The organism is Campylobacter sputorum subsp. sputorum (assembly GCF_008245005.1).
In the GTDB taxonomy this organism is placed as follows: Bacteria; Campylobacterota; Campylobacteria; order Campylobacterales; family Campylobacteraceae; genus Campylobacter_F; species Campylobacter_F sputorum.
On record NZ_CP043427.1, the window covers coordinates 281,176 to 299,089 of the forward strand.

A 17,914-nucleotide genomic window follows, 5' to 3' on the forward strand; every position below is an offset into this window, starting at 1 on the left:
GGACATTTTAATGGCTAGTATAAATGAAGCAAAAAATATATGGATGAATGGTAAGTTAATTCCTTGGAAAGATGCAACAATCCATGTATTATCTCACTCTTTGCATTATGGAAATGCTGTTTTTGAGGGAGTTAGAGCTTATCAAACAAAAAAGGGGCTTGCTATTTTTAGATTACAAGAACATACAAAAAGACTATTTGATTCTGCAAAAGCTTGCCTTATCAAGATACCATACTCTTATGATGAGGTATTAAAAGCTCATGTTGATTTATTAAAAAGCAATGATTTTAAAAACACTGTTTATATAAGACCGATTGCATTTTTTGGCTATGGAACAATGGGCGTTTCAAATGAAGGTGCACATAATGATCTTGCAATTGCTGCTTGGGAATGGGGAGCATACATGGGCGAAGAAGCACTTAAAAAAGGCATAAAAGTTAAGATTAGTTCATGGATGAGATCGGCGCCATTTTCTATGATGAATAGAGCAAAATCTAGCGCAAATTACTTTAACTCACAAATGGCAAATTTCGAGGCTAAACAAGCAGGGTGTGATGAAGCGTTATTACTTGATCCTCAAGGTTATATAGCAGAAGGTAGCGGAGAGTGCTTTTTCATAGTTAGAGATGGTAAAATCATTACTCCGTTAAACAATACTAGCTTGGAAAGTATCACTCAAGCAACTGTTATAGAAATTGCTAGGGATTTAGGATATGAGGTTATAAGAAGACCTATAACAAGAGATGAAGCTTATATAGCAGATGAAGCGTTTTTTACAGGAACTGCTGCTGAGGTAACGGCTATTAGCGAGATTGATTCAAGGATTATTGGAAAAGGTTGTATGGGTGAGATAACATCTAAACTACAAAAAGCTTATTTCGATATAGTTATGGGAAATAACGCTAAATTTGAACACTATTTAACATATATAAAATAAGGAGAAATATGCCAGCTGATTTAAACGATTATTTTAACAAAAAAAGAAATGAAAACTCTAATAATAATGGTGGAAATGGATTTAAAAAACCAGATTTTAACTTTAAAAAACCTGATTTTGGTAAATTTTCGGGACTACTTTATGCTCTTATAGTTATAATAGCTATTTTTGCTATAGCAAGACCATTTGCTATAATACAATCAGGTCAAGTTGGAATTCTTTCAACTGCTGGTAAATTTGAACCAAATCCGCTTCAACCAGGACTTCATTTTTTTATACCATTTATACAAGAGATTATACCTGTTGATACAAAAGTTCGTATCATAAACTATACATCAAATGAGGATTCTGGCGAGATAAATGTAAGGGGCTCTGGAATTATTAGAAAAGCTTCTGTTTCTGTTTTGGATTCAAGAAATTTACCAGTTAGTGTTGATGTTACGATTCAATATAGACTAAATGCTACAAACGCACCTCAGACCATAGCAGCTTGGGGGCTTAGTTGGGAAAATAAAATCATAGATCCTGTCGTAAAAGAAATAGTAAGAGGTGTGGTTGCAAAATACACAGCAGAAGAACTTCCATCAAATAGACAAGTAATTGCAAAAGATATAGATAAATTTATAAGAGATTATATAGACAATCTTCCAAATAAACCAGTAGAGCTTTTAGCTGTTCAGCTTAGAGAAATTATTTTACCACCAAAAGTTAAAGAGCAAATCGAACGTGTTCAAATAGCTAAGCAAGAAGCCGAGAGAACAAAATACGAAGTTGAAAGAGCAAATCAAGAAGCTCTCAAAAAAGCAGCTCTTGCAAAAGGTAACGCCGAGGCTGTTAAGATAGAAGCACAAGGTAGAGCAGATGCTGTTAAGATAGAAGCTGACTCAACTGCATATGCAAATAAAGAGATAGCAAAAAGCCTTGATAGATCTTTGCTTGAGTTAAAACAGATAGAAACTCAAGCCAAATTTAATGAAGCTCTTAGAGAAAACAGCGATGCTAAGATTTTCTTGACACCAGGTGGAGCTGTGCCAAATATATGGGTAGATACAAAGGATAAACCAAAGCAAAGTGCTATTGAAGGTAAATAACAAATGAGTGAAATAAAAGTAGATTGGGCAAAAATTGATGGTCTTTTACCAGTTATAGTTCAAGGCTTAGATAAAGAAGTCTTAATGCTTGCTTATATGAACGAAGAGGCGTTAAGATTAAGTTTAGAAACTAAATTTGCCCACTACTTTTCACGCTCTAAAAATAGAATTTGGAAAAAGGGCGAGGAAAGCGGAAATGTCCAAATAATAAAAGATATGTATTTGGATTGTGATAATGATACGCTTTTAATCATAGTTGATCAAGTAGGCGGATGTGCTTGTCATACGGGATCAAAAAGTTGTTTTTATAAAAAAATTGAGTTAGAAACAAGTGATATAAAAGAACAAAAAGCAGATATCAAAACCCGCTCTTATAACTTTTCAGATGAGCTTTATCATACTATCTTAGATAGAAAGCTAAATGGCGATCCAAAAATATCTTATGTGGCAAAGCTTTTTAACAAAGGTGAAAATTATTTTTTAAAGAAAATTTGCGAAGAAGCAAGCGAGTTAGCATTTGCATGCAAAGATCTTAGCAAGGCTCAAAAATACTTTAAATTTAATCTTGAAAAATTTGGAGAGCATAGTGATGATCCAAAATATGATGTTATTTACGAATGTGCTGATTTGATATTTCATATTTATGTTGCTTTGGCAAATTATAACATTCATCCAGAACAAATTTATGCAGAGTTGCAAAAAAGATCCACAATTAGCGGTATAGAAGAAAAAAATAGTAGAAGCAATAAATGAAATTTCTAAATCAGATAAAAGAATTCTTTGTTTTTTATCTTGATCACTGGTATTGGATAGATTTTGCATCCATTGCTTGGATAGTAGTATTGCTTTTTTTGTTGATTTTATTTTCTATTACTATTTTTACCAAAGCACCTCTTGTGTCTATTTTTGTGCTAATGCTTTCTTTTTTGATTGCTATTTTTTCTATTTTTTATGTTAAGGATTATGTTGATAATATTGTTCGTAAAAGAGATACAAGCGTTGTTTTAACTAAAGAAATGAAATATTCTGATATATTGCTTGTGGATGTAAATTTAACAAATTTATCAAAACATAAATTTAAATATTGTTCTATAAAACTTAAATTTATAAAAGATGGAAAAAACTTTATACAAAATTTTATCTATAAATTTAATCCAATTTATACCACATCTCAAAAAATATCATCACCGCTTGATTTGAATGAAACTAGAAAAATTAATTTTTTGATAAAAGATTTTGGATATAAACCAAGTTATAAAATAATGGCAGATTCGGAGTGTTTTTAATGAGTTACTTTACTATATGGCATATTGCGGTGCTGATTTGTGCTATTTTGATATTTATTCTTATTTTATTATTAATGTATCTAAATAAAGACAAAATAAAAAATTTTTATGTCCTTATAGGACTTACCTTGTTGATAATCTCTATGGGTTCTTATACTATCATGATTTCACTAGATGATAAACTTAAAACAGCGGTTATTTCAGATGTTAGCACACAAAGGGTTTATATTAACGAAACCATAGTTTTCAAAGGCAATATCAGAAATACTAGTAAATATAATCTATCCAGATGCGATATTTACATTCAAATGAACTCTAGTCCCGGAAAATTACAAGATTTTAGCCGACATTTAACTAAGAAAAATGATTTTTTTAGCTTTTTGTATAAAAATGAAACAGAGGATTTAAAACCTGTAAAATCAAATGTGTCTGTAAATAATATCAAGCCTTTTGAAATTCGTAGTTTTAGTGCCGTGCTTTCATTTCCTCCTAATTTTACAGATCCTAAATTTTTTTATAAAGTTGATTGTAAATAAATTTATATTATTTATAAATTCAAATTTATTATTATTTTTCTATATAGTGTAAATTTAGTTATATATTATTGTATTATTTAATATTTTTTATTAAATATTAACCTAAATTTATAAAAAATTTATTTTATATTAAGCCTTATAGTGAGAAAATATAAAAATCTTAAAACTAAGGACAAATTAATGAAAAGTAAAGTTTTATGGGGCTTACTTTCTATTTTGGCTGCATGGTGTTTTGGCGTGCTTGCACTTCATAAAGGAGAAAGCATTAGTGCTATATGGATGGTTGTAGCAAGTGTGTGTATTTATATGATAGGATACCGCTTTTATGGTCGTTTTATAGCTTATAAGGTTTTAGGACTTGATGATAATCGCGCAACCCCTGCGGTAATTCACAATGATGGGCGTGATTTTGTTCCAACAAATAAATATGTTTTATTTGGTCATCATTTTGCTGCTATTGCAGGTGCTGGTCCATTAGTTGGCCCTGTTGTTGCCGCCCAAATGGGGTATTTGCCATCAATGATATGGTTACTCGTTGGCGTTGTGATAGCCGGTGCGGTTCATGATTTTGTCGTGCTTTTCATCTCAGTTAGAAGAAATGGAAAAAGCTTAGGTGAAATGATAAAAGAGGAAATGGGCACGGTAACCGGAGCTATTGCAATGATAGGAATTTTCTTTATAATGCTAATTATCGTAGCAATTCTTGCTATGGTTGTTGTAAATGCTTTGGCAAATTCTCCGTGGGGATTTTTTACTATTGCCATGACAATCCCAATAGCAATTTTTATGGGGCTTTATATGAGGTTTATTAGACCAGGTAGAGTTATAGAAGCTTCAATAATTGGTTTTGTGCTTTTAATCTTAGTGCTAATTTATGGAAATCATGTAGCAGCAGATCCGGTACTAGCGGCTTATTTTAGTTTTTCAAAAACCAGCTTAGCATGGATAATTATAGCTTATGGTTTTATAGCTTCTGTTCTTCCTGTTTGGTTTTTACTTGCTCCAAGGGATTATCTTTCAACTTTTCTTAAAATAGGTGTTATTGCTGGTATGGCTGTTGCTATTTTAATTGTAGCGCCTGATCTTAAAATGCCTGCAATTACAGAATTTACAAACGGAACAGGACCGGTTTTTGCTGGAAAACTTTTTCCATTTTTATTTGTAACTATTGCTTGCGGAGCAATTTCAGGATTTCACGCATTGATTTCAAGTGGAACAACTCCAAAAATGGTTGAAAAAGAGGGTCAAACTCTATTTATAGGATATGGCTCAATGCTAATGGAGAGTATGGTTGGAATTATGGCATTAATTGCAGCTTGCATATTAACTCCTGAAATTTACTTTGCTATCAATACTCCGGTTTCTCTTTTGGGAGCTACATCAACAAGTGCAGCTGAGTATATAAACACAACTCTTGCGAGCTTAGCACAAATTGGCTTTCATATCACTCCAGAAGAAATTGATACTCTTGCAAAAAATATAGGCGAGAATACAATTTTAAGCAGAACCGGCGGTGCTCCAACATTTGCTATAGGATTAACAATGCTTTTGCACGAAATTATGGGCGGGGAAGCTATGATGGGATTTTGGTATCACTTTGCGATACTATTTGAAGCCCTATTTATATTAACAGCTGTTGATGCAGGGACAAGAACAGGTAGATTTATGGTGCAAGATATCTTAGGAAATGTCTACAAACCAATGGCTGATACTTCAAATATGTTTTATGGAATAATTGCTACTTTAATTTGTGTAATTGGATGGGGATACCTACTTTACGCAGGAGTTACTGATCCAATGGGTGGAATTTATACATTATGGCCACTTTTTGGTGCTTCAAATCAAATGCTTGCTGGTATGGCTCTACTTTTAGCAACTGTTATTATCTATAAAATGGGTAAATCCCAATATGCTTGGACAACAATAATACCTGCTATTTGGGTTTTGATAACTACAATGTATGCAGCCATTCAAAAGCTTCTACCAGCAAATGGGGATAAAATTCACGATGCAGTTAGTCATGTAGCAGCAGCTCAAAATGCAGCAGCTAAGCTACCGACATTAGGCGATCCATTGGTAATTGCAAAAACTGAAGCAATTATTAGAAATAACATTGTTGATGCTGTGCTTTGCGGTTTATTTATGTTTGTAACTGTTGTTGTGATAATACAAACATTTAGAATTTGTAAAAAAATAAAAGATGGTAATAACACAGAATATCCACTTAGAGAAAGTGAGTATATAAATGCAAGTAAATTTAGTGTGGAGTAAGATAAAAAATGGTTATAAAAATTTAGATAAAGCTTTGTATCCATTAATAGGTCTTCCAAGCTATGAAAAATACTTAGAGCATTTTAAAAAGCATCACCCTGATAAAACTCCTCTTTCCAGAGGGGAGTTTATCAGACAAGCACAGCTTGATAGATCTAAAAATGTAAAATGCTGATAAGCTTTTAATAAGCATAGGTTATGCTTTACATAAATTTAAGCTTTCAGTATAAATTTTGTTTATAGAAGTGTAATATTTCTAAATAAGAGAATTTGATAGTTTTATAAATTTTCTTATTTGATTAAATTTATAATATGCAATATAGTTTTATTAAATTTAGTAAATATTTTTTAGTATCTTAAAGTTGATTTTTTAATATTATATAGTTAATGCAATATTAAAACGATATATTATATAATCTAAAATTAATTAATTTTAAGGTAAATATAATGAAAAAAGTAATTTTATCGTGCATTTGTGCTTCTATGCTTTTTTGTGAAAATGCCGAAGAGCTTTATAAAAAAGCATTAGAATTTGAACAAAATGGCGATTTCAAAAGTGCTATGAAATATTACAAGATGAGTGCTAATCAAAGTTTAGAATTTGAAAATAAACTTCAAAAAGATATCACTTATGAAGAGCCAATAATTCAAACCAAAACATCTTCTAGAAAAAGCTTATCCAATAATACTTTGGAAAATACTTTAGGTATTAGAATATTTAAGCCTAATTATTTTGTATACGCATATGATTTTAGTGATAAAAATGATAGAAAAGATGGTGAAGCTAAATTTCAGATAAGCTTTCAAAAGCCTATTTCTTATGATTTGCTTGGTTTGGATGAGACTATTAGTGTTGCTTATTCACAGCAATCTTTTTGGCAAGTTGAAAAAGATTCATCTCCTTTTAGAGAAAGCAATTATGAGCCTGAAATGTTTATAACTATACCAGATAATTTTACAAATTATGGTTTTATAGATTGGGTTCGCTTTGGGATAAATCATCAATCAAATGGAGAAGATGGCGTAGAATCTAGATCTTGGAATAGAGCGTATGTAGCTACTAAACTTACATTTGGTAATTTAAGCATAATACCTAGGGCTTGGTATTCATTTAATCCCGATAAATATAATGACGACATAAGTAGTTATATGGGTTATGGCGATATAGAATTTGTTTATGATTTATATGGCCACAAACTTGCTGCGATGCTAAGAAATAATTTAAATTTCCATGATAATCGTGGTGCGGTAGAACTTTCATGGTATTTCCCTTTATTTAACGATATTTATGGATATTTACAATACTTTAATGGATATGGAGAAAGTCTGATTGATTACAATAGACAAGTAAATAAAGTTGGGCTTGGTATAGCTATTTTAAAATAAATTAAATTATATAAGATATAAACCTTGATATTTGGCTTTATCAAGGTTTATAAGTTTTTAAGCAGCTGGATAAACAGAAACTTTTTTTCTAGTTTTGTCTTTTCTTTCAAATTTAACAAAACCATCAATCAAAGCAAATATAGTATGGTCTTTGCCTATACCTACATTGCTGCCTGGATGAGTTGCTGTTCCTCTTTGGCGTATAATTATATTTCCAGCACGAACAAATTCGCCACCGAATTTTTTTACACCTAAGCGGCGGCCGATAGAATCGCGGTTATTTTGAGTTGAACTCTGACCTTTTTTATGTGCCATTTTATCTCCTTAGGCTTTTATGCTTGTAACTTTTACGCGAGTAAATTGTCTTCTAAAACCGCGTTTTAGTTTTGAGTCTTTTCTTCTGCGTTTTTTATAGATAACGACTTTTTTATCTTTACCTAAATTAATCACTTCTAAGACAACTTTTGCACCCTCAACAAATGGTGCACCTACCTTTAAACTACCATCATTTACAGCTAAAACATCTGTAACTTCGATAGTATCTTTCTTCTCAGCTTCAAATCTATCAAGGTTAAGATAATCACCCTCACTAACCTTATACTGTTTGCCGCTGTGTTTGATAATAGCATACATCAAACTATCCTTTAAATTTTGGTAAGACCAAAAAGCACTTTTTATATTTAAAAAGATTTATGGGGCTTTTTTGGTTGGAAACTTTTATTGTAGTTAAAAAATACTTAAAATATCGTAAAACTATCCTATAAAAATGTAGGATAGTTTTTAAAGACATTAAAATATTAGAAACTAAAATCTGGTTGTGGTGTTTTTTGGGTACTAGCTGGAAACATAGGATAGGTTACTTGTGGCATTTCACCAGTTAGTGATTCTAAAAATGTTTTTATACTTTTTGTTTCCTCATCTGTTATTTCGATTCCAAGTTGAAGACTTCCCATTGTTTTTATCGCCTCTTCTATGCTCCAAATTGCACCATTGTGAAAATATGGTGCTGTCAATGTGATATTTCTAAGAGTTGGTGTTTTAACCATTCCGTTTACATCACCTTTAAAATCACCAAGATTAGCAAATTTGTATTTTTTAGCAAGGTCAAAAGTTTGCATACTTCCACCTAAATTTATACCATTATGACAAGTTGCACAGCCTTTATCTATAAATAGTTTTAATCCATCTTGTTCCGCTTTGCTTAGTGCTTTTTTATCGCCTCTTAAAAACTTATCATATCTTGAGGGAGTTATAAGTGTTCTTTCAAACATAGCTATAGAATCTGCAATATTATCAAATGTAACGCCTTCTTTTCCATATATTTTTTTAAACTCATCAACATATTGCGGTAATGAAGCAATTTTTTCAACAGCCAAATTAGCTGGAGTTGCCATTTCAACAGGATTTTCAATAGGACCTTTGGCTTGATCTGCTAAAGTTGAAGATCTTCCATCCCAAAATTGTGTTGTATTAAAAATAGAGTTATATACAGTTGGAGAGTTAAGATGATGTGGATTTTCTTTCCATCCATGCCCAACTGCCGCACTTACACCGTCTGTTCCACCAAGACCTAAGTTATGACAGGTGTTACAGCTTATAATTCCACTTTTTGAAAGCCTAGGTTCAAAATATAATTTTTTACCAAGCTCTGCTTTTTCTTTCGTAAATTTACCTGATTTTATACCGATATTTTTAAGTGCATCATCAATTTCTTTTTGTGATTGAGGAAGTGGTTCCAAACCGAAATCTTTCGCACTTTGTATTAAGTCTGTGGCAAATGTAGAGCTTACAATTAGCATTGAAGCAACGATAGAAAAAAATTTCATTTTTACTCCTTAAAATATTAAATTAAATTTTTATTTTACAATAAAATTTATTAAATAAATGTAAAATAGTTGCAGCAATGTTGGTTAAATGTGTTTATAAATTTAAAATTACATTATTTAAAGATATATATTGTTATAATAGTTTTTAAATTTCATAATTTTAAAGTTTGCAAATGGCTGATGACGAAAAAACAGAAGAACCCACCTCCAAAAAGATTGAAGACGCTAGAAAAGAAGGAAATGTCCCAAAAAGTCAAGATTTATCAGGCTTTATAACACTTCTTGTTGCACTTGTTTTGGTTTTTGTGATGATTCCATTTATTGGCAAACAGCTTATTTTTTTATATCATTATTATCAAGGTTTAATTGGATTAGAATTTACAAAAGAGCTAGTTTATCAAATAGTTATAACATCAATTTTAAGAACACTAATGATGGTACTTCCGATAACTATAAGCGTTGCTATAGCTGGAGTTATAGGAAATGTTATGCAATTTGGTTTTATATTTACAACAAAACCACTTGAGTTTAATTTAAATAAAATAAATCCATTAAGCGGCTTAAAAAAACTCTTTTCTCTTAAAAAACTTATTGAGAGTGCAAAAATTATCTTAAAAGTTAGTCTGGTTTTTATAATAGCATTTTATTTTTTACTATCTTTTGTAAAAGAGTTACCACAAACTCTACTTTTTACAATGTTTTCGCAACTGCTGTGGTTAAGGGGAAAAATTATGATATTAGCAGCAGTTATGCTAATGCTTTTTTTGGTAATTTCTCTTTTAGATATTTTGCTTGTTAGATTTCAATACTTTAAAGGTCTTAGAATGAGTAAACAAGAAATAAAAGATGAATACAAACAGATGGAGGGAGATCCTCAAATAAAAGGCAAAATCAGAAGTTTGCAACGACAAATGGCACAGCGTAGAATGATGCAAAATATTCCAGTTGCCGATGTTGTTATAACTAACCCGACGCACTATGCAGTTGCACTAAGATATGACAAAACAAAGGAAAATGCTCCAATCGTGCTAGCAAAAGGCGTTGATCATTTGGCTCTTAAAATAAGGGCCATCGCAACCGAGCATCAAATTCCTATAATAGAAAATCCGCCTCTTGCAAGAGAATTGTATAAAGTTTGTGATATAGACGACGAAATCCCTGCTAATTTATATAGGGCAGTTGCCGAAGTTCTTAGTTTTGTATATACAAGCAATAAAGCTAAATTTAAAAATAGACTATGATTAGGCTATTTTTGCACATTTTCAATACTATCTAAAACTGATTTTTGTGTTTTAACATCGTTTTTATTTACTTTAAAATAAATTTTTACAGATTTAGAATTAGCATTTTTAAGAACATTTTTTGTAGATGTATGTGCTGAAAAAGTTAGTATTTTTGGGTCTATTCCATTTTGTGATAAAAGTTTAGTTACATTATAAGCTCTTTGTGAAGCTAGTTTAAAATTTTCCAAATCATCACTATAATCATCTGCATAACCACGCACTTCTACATTTACTTGCGGGGGTAATTTTTTAATACTAAGAGATACTATTTTTATAAAATTTATTATATCTGGATCATTGATATCAGAACTTCTTGGGAGAAATTTTATTGAAGCAGGAAAATCAAGAGCAACTTGTGACTCTTTTTGATCTAATAGCGACATCAGCTCTTCGCCTACTTCTGATTCTGCGTTTGCAGATGAGTTTTTGCCACTTAAACTATCTTTATTTGCATTTTCAGTTCCGCCAGATTTTTGCCCTTTTAATGCAACAGTTTTTGGATGATCAAAAATTTTTATAAACTCAGTTTGCAAAGCTTCTGTTTTGCTTTTGCTTGAATCAGAAATAGCCCAAAGTGCAATAAATAAAGCCAACAGTAGGGATAAAAAGTCTGCATATGGAACTGCCCATTTTTCTCCAGCTGGACACTCTTGAGGTTTTTTCTTTTTTGCCATTTTTATCCTTAACTAAATTGCGAAACTCTAGGTTCACCTTGAGGCAAGTAGTTAAATAGTTTTGCTTCTAAATTTCTAGGATTTGCTCCTTCTGAAATTCCAACAATTGCTTCTATTATGATTATTTTTTGTTTTATTAAATCTTTTGCATTTGATGCCATTTTTGTTCCAAATGGTATAAAAAATGCATAAGCACCCATAATCCCAGTAACTGTTGCTGTAAATGCACCAGCAATACCGGCAGCCATAGCAGCAGGATCAGAAAGTAACCCAAGAGCTAGCATAAGACCCATAACAGCACCAACTAGACCAAAAGTCGGGCAACTCTCTCCAGCTCTCATCCAATAATGACTACATTCATGATAATACTCTTCAACTGATTCTAGTTGTAGTTCTAAATTTTCTTTTATTTCATCTATTGGTTGCCCATCTATCATCATCATCATACCGTCTTTTAAAAAAAGATCTTCTATATCATTTGTTTTTGATTCTAATGCTAAAATACCATCTTTTCTAGCTATTGTTGAATACTCAACCATCATGGATATAGTTTGAGCAAAGTTTACATTAGCGCCTTTAAATACTAATTTTAATTCTTTAAAAGCAGCTTTTACATATCTTTTATGCGTAGCTGTAACAGAAGCAAACATAGCTGTTGGTATAACTATCAAAAATGAGGATAGGTGTATAACATGGAGAGGATTTCCGCCTTCAAGTATATCTCCAACTGATATACTTGTGATTGCTAAAACTAGACCTAGTAAAGTAGATAAATCCATTTAATCTCCATTAAATAATTATTTTGCAATTATACTTCAAATTTCTTAAAAATCGCATTAAATTTATTATTTTAAATCTCCCCAGTTGTCTGCTATGCTTAAACTGGTTTTTAGCGGAACATTTAGTTTTATTATATTTTGCATTATATTTTGAGTTTTTAGGGCAAATTCATCTATAAGTTCATTTTTTACCTCAAAAACTAATTCATCGTGAATTTGAAGCAGCATTTTTATATCCTTATTTAGATATTTTGAAATTTCAAACATAGCAAGTTTTATGATATCAGCCGCACTTCCTTGAAATTTAGTATTTACCGCCTCTCTTTCGTAAGCAGCAAGTTGCATAGGTGTTGCTTTTGAAAAATCAAAATACCTCTTTCTACCAAGTAAAGTTGTGGTAAAACCACTATTTTTAGTATCATTTTTAATATTTTCTAAAAAATCTTTTATAGTTGAAAATGCTTGAAAGTATTTTTCTATATACTCTTTTGCTTCACTTTTTGAGATATTTACTTGATTTGCGAGTTTGTTTGAGCCCATTCCATAGATAAGTCCGAAATTTATACTTTTTGCTATAGCTCTATACTCCCCATCACTGCTTCCAAATATACTAATAGCCGTTCTTGAGTGTATATCTTCATCATTTTTAAAAGCTTCTAAAAGTGCGGGATCTTTACTAAAATGTGCAAGAAGTCTTAGCTCTATTTGCGAATAATCAAGCGAAATTAGCTTATATTCACTGCTAGCTTCAAATACTTCTCTCATCTGTTTTGCTAAACTTCCCCTTGCCGGTATATTTTGTAAATTTGGATTTTTACTTGAAAGTCTGCCTGTTGCTGTGCCTGTTTGGATAAAATTTGTAAAAACTTTATTATCTTTATCTTTCATAGCTAGGCTAAAAAGAGGCTCGCAATATGTGCTTTGCAGTTTGTAAAGTTCTCTGTATGAGAGAATTTTTTCTATTACAGGGTGCTCTTTTAGAAGTGAGTTTAATACATTTTCATTTGTGCTATAACCGGTTTTTGTCTTTTTACCGGTTGGTAATTTTAGTTTTTCAAAAAGCACTTCGCCAAGTTGTTTTGGTGAGTTTATGTTAAATTTTTCTCCACTCATTTCATAAATTTCATCAGTTAGAGTTTTTAAATTTTTTTCATTTGAGCTAATTAGTTCTTTTAATTTTTCTAAATTTAACTTTATGCCGTTATTTTCCATATCTAAAAGCACTTTTATAAATGGAAATTCCAAATTACAAGCCAAACTAAAAAGATTTTCATCAAGAGAATTTTTTAGCGTATTAAAAAATTTCAGTGTTATCCAAGCATCTTCGCTTGCATATTTTAAAGCACTTTGAACATCTACGCTTGCAAAATTTTCACCCTTTTTAACAACTTCTTCAAATTTGATAGTATCATAATCATAGAGTCTTTTTGCAAGATTATCCATACCAACGCTAAGTTCAGGGTTATCTAGCCAAGCTAATATCATAGTATCAGCATATTTTTGTGGTAAATTTACACCAAGACAATTTTTTACAATATTAAAATCATATTTCAAATTTTGACCTATAACATAACCTTTGAAAATCTGTTCTACTGCCCATTTAGCAGCTTTTAAACTAACTTGTTTTGGTGCTCCTAAGTATTTGTGAGCTAGTGGCACATAGTAACTTTTTGTATCATTAAAACAAAATGAAAAACCCACAATGTCCGCATTTTTGCTATCAATGCTCGTTGTTTCTGTATCAAAACTTATGAGAGTATCTTCGTTTATATCATAAAGCAGTTCATTTAATGTTTCTTCATCAAGTATCAAAACTGGCTCAAAACTTGAAATAACTTTATCTGTTTTTGTTTGTAAATTTGAAAGAATACGATTTAATGAGTAATCCTTTAAAATATCCATAACATTTAAAAGTGGATTTGACTTAGGAAACTCGGCTTTTTTTATATCTGGAATTTCCAAATCATCATATAAAGATGCTAATTTTTTGCTAATAAACGCATTTTCCTTGCCTTCAATCAAAAGATTTCTAGTTCTTTCATTTCTTATAAGACTTAAATTTGAGTAAATTTCTTCTAAATTTTTAAACTCATCTAATAGTTTTTTTGCACCTTTTTCTCCTATGCCTTTAATTCCTGGTATATTATCCGCACTATCGCCACAAATCGCCAAAAAGTCTATCATCTGCTGAGGATAAACTCCGTATTTTTCAAAGCAACCATTTCTATCGTAAAGCTCTTTTTTTGCGGCTGAATATATGCTAACATTATCTGATATTAGTTGATAAAGATCTTTATCGTGAGTTACTATATTTATTTGCATATCATTTTTAAATTTTTTTACAACGCTTGCTATTATATCATCTGCTTCATACCCTTCTTTGCTAAGACTATAAAGCCCCATTTTTTCTATCATATCTATGCAAACCACAAGCTGCTCTTTTAAGTCATCTGGCGGACTTATTCTATTCATTTTATAGTTTGGATCAATATCGCTTCTAAATGTTTTTCCTTTGCTATCAAGTGCAAAAATTATATAATCGCTTCTAAATTCATCCTTTAAATTCATTATGAAATTTGCAAAACCATTTACCATGCCGCTTGGTTTACCATCTTTTGATTTTAGCGAAGTCATAGCATAATAAAGTCTGAAAAAAAATCCAAATGTATCAACTATTGTTAAAGTTTTCATCGCACTCTCCTAAATTTTTCTATATTTTTTACAAAAGCTGCAAAGCTTAGAGTTATGTAAGCTTATCCCAAGCCCCATCAAAGTAATTACGCCAAGATAAGTTGTAAGCATATCTAGTAAAAAATAAAACACAAGTTCTTTTCCTTGCATCTCAACTTTAGATGAAAAATATGTAGATATGCAAACTGCTATTATAAAAACCCCAATGTGCTTTAGTTTTTTTGGTACTTTTATGAAAAAACTCAATATAAAAAATGGCAAAAGACAAATCACGCCTCTTAACATCGTGCTTATGAAAAGATAAACTGCTATCATTATTTTGCCCTTTAACTCGTAACTTAGATACTCTCCTGTATAAGAATGGGTCTTTTTGTAGTTTTTAGCTAAGTCTTTTGGAGAGCCAGTTGCTATTACTTTTCCGCCACCACTTCCGCCTTCTGGCCCCATATCTATGAGATAATCGCAATTTTTTATGATATCCATATTGTGTTCTATTACAAAAACCGAATTTCCAAGATCAACTAAATGCTGTAAAACTTTTGTAAGTTTGTCAATATCGGCAAAATGAAGTCCAGTTGTTGGTTCGTCTAATATATAAAGAGTATTTCCCGTATCGCTTCTACTTAATTCTTTTGCTAATTTTATCCTTTGGGCTTCTCCACCACTTAATGTTGTTGCATTTTGCCCAAGAGTTATATATCCAAGTCCAACATCTTGTAAAGTGTGCAATATAGAGTTTATTTTTGGCACAGCCTTAAAAAACTCCAACGCTTCATCAACGCTCATATTTAGCACATCTGAAATGTTTTTACCTTTATATAAAATTTCTAGTGTTTGAGCATTATATCTAGAGCCATTGCAAGCGTCACAAACCACCGTAATATCTGGTAAAAAGTGCATTTCTATTTTTATTTCGCCATCACCCCCACATTTTTCACATCTTCCGCCTTTTACATTAAAACTAAATCTACCTATCTTGTATCCTCGAAGTTTGGCTTCTTTTGTAGAAGCAAAGAGATTTCTTATCTCATCCATTACGCCTGTATATGTTGCTGGATTACTTCTAGGGGTTCTGCCAATTGGGCTTTGATCAAGATAAATTACTTTATCTAGTTTTTCAAGTCCATTTATGATAACACCTTTTATTTTTTTTATTTTCTTAGCGTGATTTAGTTGTTCTAGTGCGTTAGGAAGAAGAGTTTGTAGTATAAGAGAACTTTTTCCACTTCCGCTAACGCCTGTAATTCCTACTAAATTTCTAAGTGGAAATTTGGTGCTTAAATTTGAAATATTATTTATATTTACATTTTTTATTTCTAAGAAGTCATCTTGTTTTCTGTTTTTATAATAATCTATACTTTTCTCGCCATTTAGATACTGTGCGGTTTGTGTGCCTGATTTTAGTAAAGATGTCACATCTCCACTAAATACAACATTTCCTCCATGCATTCCAGCTCCTGGTCCTATATCAACTACAAAGTCCGCTTCTTCTATCGTTTTTTTATCATGTTCTACAACTATAACCGAGTTTCCTTTTTCTTGCAGACTTCTAAGAGTTGCTATGAGTTTTGCCGTATCTCTTTCGTGAAGCCCGATACTAGGCTCATCTAAGACATACATTACTCCACTTAAACCACTTCCTATTTGAGAAGCTATCCTTATCCTTTGGGCTTCTCCTCCGCTTATTGTTCTAGCGTCTCGCCCTAAACTTAGATATCCAAGACCAACATTTTTAAGAAAATAAAGTCTTGCGTTAATTTCGTTTAGTATAGGTATAGCTATCATTTTTTCTTGCTCATTTAGATAACTAAAATTTTTTTCATCGCTAAAAAAATCTACACATTTTTCTATGCTCATATCCAAGATATCGCCAATTCCTTTTCCCGCTACTTTGACACTCAAGCTTTCTGGCTTTAGTCTATGTCCGTTACAATCAGGGCAAATTTTCTCGCTCATGAAATTTTCTAAATCTTTATGATCTTTTAAAATATCATATGCCATCTTTACAACGCCTTCAAATTTACGCGTTAGTTTGTGCCTTTTCCATAAAAAGTTGATATCTTTGACGCTTCCATAAAGTAGAAGTTTTTGATCATCTTGGCTTAATTCGCAGTAAGGAACATTTGTTTTTATACCCATTTGTTCGCAAAATGCTTGCAAAAATTTAGCATAATAGCTTTTAAAAAAACCATGCATTATTTTTATAGCTCCGCCCGATATAGTTGCATTTTCGTTTATAATTTTTGTTAAATCTAGGCTAAATTTTATCCCAAGACCATCACAACTTTCGCATGCTCCTTTTGGTGAATTAAAACTAAAAGATAGCGGTTCAAGTGGTTTAAATGAAATTTTACAATCAAAACAAGCCATATGCTCACTAAAATGAATGTGGGAATTTTTTATATCAAGCTCTTTTGCGTTTGCTATTTCAATCTCAACTTCACCAAAACTCTCATGAAGTGCTTTTTCTACATCGTCTGCTATCCTAGCTGAGTTTTCTTTGCTTACTCCAACTCTATCAATGATAATAGAAATAGAGTGTTTTTTGGTTTTACTAAGCTCTATCTCTTCATCTAGGCGAACCGTAACTCCATCAATTATCGCTCTAACAAAACCTTTGTTTCTCATATTTTCTATAATATCTGCAAAAGTTCCTTTTTTTTCACGAACTATTGGGGAGATAATGGAAATTTTTGCTCCATATGGTAGTTTTAAAATTTCATTTATGATATCACTTGCACTCATTTTTGATATCGGTTTGCCGCATTTATGGCAGTGCTGAATGCCAACTCTTGCATATAATAAACGCATATAATCATAAATTTCAGTTATAGTTCCAACGGTTGAGCGAGGATTTTTAGATGTTGTTTTTTGATCTATTGCTATTGCCGGAGTTAAGCCTTCTATTTTAACTACATCTGGTTTTGCAATGCGGTCTAAAAATTGTCTTGCATATGAACTTAAACTTTCTAAATACCTTCTTTGACCCTCAGCATATAGCGTATCAAATGCAAGTGTGCTTTTACCACTTCCACTAAGTCCTGTAAAAACTACAAGTTTATTTTTAGGAATTTTTAAATTTATATTTTTTAGATTGTGTTGTTTAGCGCCAATTACATTTATAATATCATTCATCTTTTTTCCTAGCTTTAAA

The 17,914-nt window shown here is 31.4% G+C and carries 15 protein-coding genes and 1 pseudogene; 9 read left to right on the top strand and 7 right to left on the bottom strand.

The window, feature by feature from the left end:
- Positions 1–10: 10 nt before the first annotated feature.
- From CSPT_RS01415 to CSPT_RS01450, 8 genes are all read left to right on the top strand, one after another.
- The gene (locus CSPT_RS01415) at positions 11–937 is read left to right on the top strand and encodes a branched-chain amino acid transaminase (protein ID WP_089181968.1); all 927 of its coding nucleotides are present in this window, start codon (positions 11–13) and stop codon (positions 935–937) included.
- An 8-nt stretch (positions 938–945) separates the two neighbouring features.
- The gene (locus tag CSPT_RS01420) at positions 946–2,028 is read left to right on the top strand and encodes an SPFH domain-containing protein (protein ID WP_089181969.1); all 1,083 of its coding nucleotides are present in this window, start codon (positions 946–948) and stop codon (positions 2,026–2,028) included.
- Positions 2,029–2,031: 3 nt separating this feature from the next.
- Positions 2,032–2,781, top strand: coding sequence for a bifunctional phosphoribosyl-AMP cyclohydrolase/phosphoribosyl-ATP diphosphatase HisIE (gene hisIE, locus CSPT_RS01425; RefSeq protein ID WP_089181970.1), 750 nt, complete (start codon positions 2,032–2,034; stop codon positions 2,779–2,781).
- Positions 2,778–3,314: a DUF2393 family protein gene (locus tag CSPT_RS01430; protein ID WP_089181971.1), complete on the top strand. Its 537-nt coding sequence runs from the start codon at positions 2,778–2,780 to the stop codon at positions 3,312–3,314. Before hisIE ends, CSPT_RS01430 begins: the two co-directional genes overlap by 4 nt.
- Entirely contained in the window at positions 3,314–3,850 is a 537-nt protein-coding gene (locus CSPT_RS01435) for a DUF2393 family protein (protein ID WP_143297564.1), read from the top strand. Before CSPT_RS01430 ends, CSPT_RS01435 begins: the two co-directional genes overlap by 1 nt.
- A gap of 180 nt (positions 3,851–4,030) precedes the next feature.
- Complete coding sequence (locus tag CSPT_RS01440; protein ID WP_089181973.1) at positions 4,031–6,121, top strand: carbon starvation CstA family protein; 2,091 nt, start codon at positions 4,031–4,033, stop codon at positions 6,119–6,121.
- Entirely contained in the window at positions 6,096–6,296 is a 201-nt protein-coding gene (locus tag CSPT_RS01445; protein WP_033916887.1) for a CstA-like transporter-associated (seleno)protein, read from the top strand. Before CSPT_RS01440 ends, CSPT_RS01445 begins: the two co-directional genes overlap by 26 nt.
- A gap of 272 nt (positions 6,297–6,568) precedes the next feature.
- Positions 6,569–7,507 carry a phospholipase A gene (locus tag CSPT_RS01450; protein ID WP_089181974.1) on the top strand — a complete coding sequence of 313 codons (939 nt, stop codon included), beginning with the start codon at positions 6,569–6,571 and terminating at the stop codon, positions 7,505–7,507.
- Between the two features lie 57 nt (positions 7,508–7,564).
- On the opposite strand, the gene rpmA is transcribed toward CSPT_RS01450, so the two are convergent.
- From rpmA to CSPT_RS01465, 3 genes are all read right to left on the bottom strand, one after another.
- A complete protein-coding gene (gene rpmA / locus CSPT_RS01455) occupies positions 7,565–7,822 on the bottom strand; it encodes a 50S ribosomal protein L27 (protein ID WP_089181975.1) in 258 nt (85 codons plus the stop codon).
- A gap of 9 nt (positions 7,823–7,831) precedes the next feature.
- Entirely contained in the window at positions 7,832–8,140 is a 309-nt protein-coding gene (rplU, locus tag CSPT_RS01460; RefSeq protein WP_089181976.1) for a 50S ribosomal protein L21, read from the bottom strand.
- 164 nt (positions 8,141–8,304) lie between these two features.
- On the bottom strand, positions 8,305–9,333 hold the full coding sequence (locus CSPT_RS01465) for a cytochrome-c peroxidase (protein ID WP_089181977.1): 1,029 nt from the start codon (positions 9,331–9,333) through the stop codon (positions 8,305–8,307).
- 173 nt (positions 9,334–9,506) lie between these two features.
- Between CSPT_RS01465 and flhB the strand changes: the two genes are divergently transcribed.
- Positions 9,507–10,574, top strand: a complete 1,068-nt coding sequence (gene flhB / locus CSPT_RS01470; protein WP_374188415.1) for a flagellar biosynthesis protein FlhB — start codon at positions 9,507–9,509, stop codon at positions 10,572–10,574.
- 5 nt (positions 10,575–10,579) lie between these two features.
- Here flhB and motB read toward each other — a convergent pair whose 3' ends face one another.
- From motB to uvrA, 4 genes and pseudogenes are all read right to left on the bottom strand, one after another.
- Positions 10,580–11,290 (bottom strand): flagellar motor protein MotB, encoded by a 711-nt coding sequence (motB, locus tag CSPT_RS01475; RefSeq protein WP_089181979.1) that lies wholly within the window; start codon positions 11,288–11,290, stop codon positions 10,580–10,582.
- A gap of 8 nt (positions 11,291–11,298) precedes the next feature.
- Positions 11,299–12,069: a flagellar motor stator protein MotA gene (gene motA, locus CSPT_RS01480; RefSeq protein ID WP_089181980.1), complete on the bottom strand. Its 771-nt coding sequence runs from the start codon at positions 12,067–12,069 to the stop codon at positions 11,299–11,301.
- 66 nt (positions 12,070–12,135) lie between these two features.
- The gene (gene polA / locus CSPT_RS01485) at positions 12,136–14,760 is read right to left on the bottom strand and encodes a DNA polymerase I (protein WP_089181981.1); all 2,625 of its coding nucleotides are present in this window, start codon (positions 14,758–14,760) and stop codon (positions 12,136–12,138) included.
- 324 nt (positions 14,761–15,084) lie between these two features.
- Positions 15,085–17,895 (bottom strand): annotated as a pseudogene (gene uvrA, locus CSPT_RS01490) (excinuclease ABC subunit UvrA); the annotation flags it as partial.
- Between the last annotated feature and the right edge of the window lie 19 nt (positions 17,896–17,914).